The following is a 1,486-nucleotide window of genomic DNA, read 5'->3' as shown; positions in this document are numbered from 1 at the left end:
ACCCCACCCCCGAGACCATCCCCAAGCCGCCCGAGCCCCGCCCCCTCGACGCCGGCATCGCCGCCGAACTCCGCTCCCTCATGCGCGCCGGCGTCGCCACCGGCTCGGCCCGCGCCGCCGCCGCCCCCGGCGATCCCGTGTACGGCGTGGCGTCCACGGTCACCTACGTCGAGAAGAAGGAACGCAGCCAGCTCTCCTGGTTCGTCGGCTGGCAGGGCGACGTCGCCGTCGCCGTCATGATGCGGGGCGCCGACCCCGCGGGCGCCTCCTCCGTGGCCGGCGCCTTCTTCAGCGGCACCAGAAAAGATTTCTGACCCCGGGCAACCATCCCGGCCCTCACCTGCGTCTTCTCAAGTGACCGGGTTCCGCTTGGGGGGTTGCGGACCCGGTCAACGACCAGGGCTCCATCTCGGGGGGAGCCCTGCCGTCCGGACCGGCTCGACCCTGCCGGTCGGCCCCCGGAAGCCTGCTGCTTCCGGGGGCTTACGGCTCTTGGACCCGTTGTTTCAGGGGTCTGCTGTTCCTGGGACTCTCTGGGGGCCTGCTGTTTCTGGGGCATGTGGGTGCCAGGCTTGCTGCTTCTGGGGCTTACGGGTTCCAGGGCTTGCTGCTTCTGGGCTTACGGGTTCCGGGGGCCTCGCGCGCTGCTGGAATACCGGTTCGCGTGACGGCGTTGACGGCTGTAAGGTTGCGTTGCCTGTCTCCGCTCCGGCGGGGCCGGGGTTGACAATTCCACAGGGGGGTGACCGGTTTCGACTTCGACATTTCAAGGCAGGGGAAGCGGGCCGAGGACGGCGGACATAACCTCGTTAACACTGTGACCGCAAACCAATAAGTGCCGATAACACGAGCACTCCGGCTAGCCAGCGTACGCTGGCTCTCGCTGCCTAAGCAGCCGAGCTAAGCCGTGTCAGCCCGGGACCGCCTCCGGCCCGGGACCTGGCATCGCTAGGAGGCTAAACCTCTTGACCCGGTCGCGGGGCCAATAGGGAAACCAAACAGCGACTGAGCCCGTCGGCGACTCGCCTGTGAGATCGCCGGGGCCGAGAAACTCACAACAGGCTGCGCCCGGAGAAGCCCTGGCTCGGTGCCGAAGGACGCGGGTTCGATTCCCGCCACCTCCACGAATGGGACGACCCTGGTCGGAAGCCTTTTGGGCTTCCTTCCCAGGGTCGTTTCGGTTGTTACACGGGGGGACGACCCCCCGAGCCCCCCGGTGTGGGGGGCCAAGCCCCCCACGCCCCCCGAGCTATCGCGTTGCCGTGTTCGGGTAAGCGAGCATTGGTTCGGCTCGGCGGCGGCCTGCTTGGCTGGAAGCCGTTTTTGCGTTATATGGGGGCGATCCTTCATGCATCCCGGTGTGGACCCAACTTGTCCTCCACCGCACCTGGGATGGTGGATGCCACGGCGTTGGCGGGGACGGGCGGAGCCCGGGGGCCGTCATGGCGGGGTCGGGCGGAGCCCGAGGGAGATCAAAGGGCTGGGT

At 68.2% G+C, this 1,486-nt stretch carries 1 other RNA gene and 1 pseudogene; both read left to right on the top strand.

Features of this window, described 5'->3' with window-relative positions:
• A pseudogene (locus Amac_RS54395) lies at positions 1 to 314 on the top strand (penicillin-binding transpeptidase domain-containing protein); the annotation flags it as partial.
• Between the two features lie 424 nt (positions 315 to 738).
• Positions 739 to 1,127, top strand: a transfer-messenger RNA (tmRNA) gene (gene ssrA / locus Amac_RS53405).
• The last annotated feature ends 359 nt before the right edge of the window (positions 1,128 to 1,486 follow it).

It is taken from the genome of Acrocarpospora macrocephala, from assembly GCF_009687865.1.
GTDB classification, from domain to species: Bacteria; Actinomycetota; Actinomycetes; order Streptosporangiales; family Streptosporangiaceae; genus Acrocarpospora; species Acrocarpospora macrocephala.
This window is presented reverse-complemented; position numbering and strand designations above follow the sequence as displayed.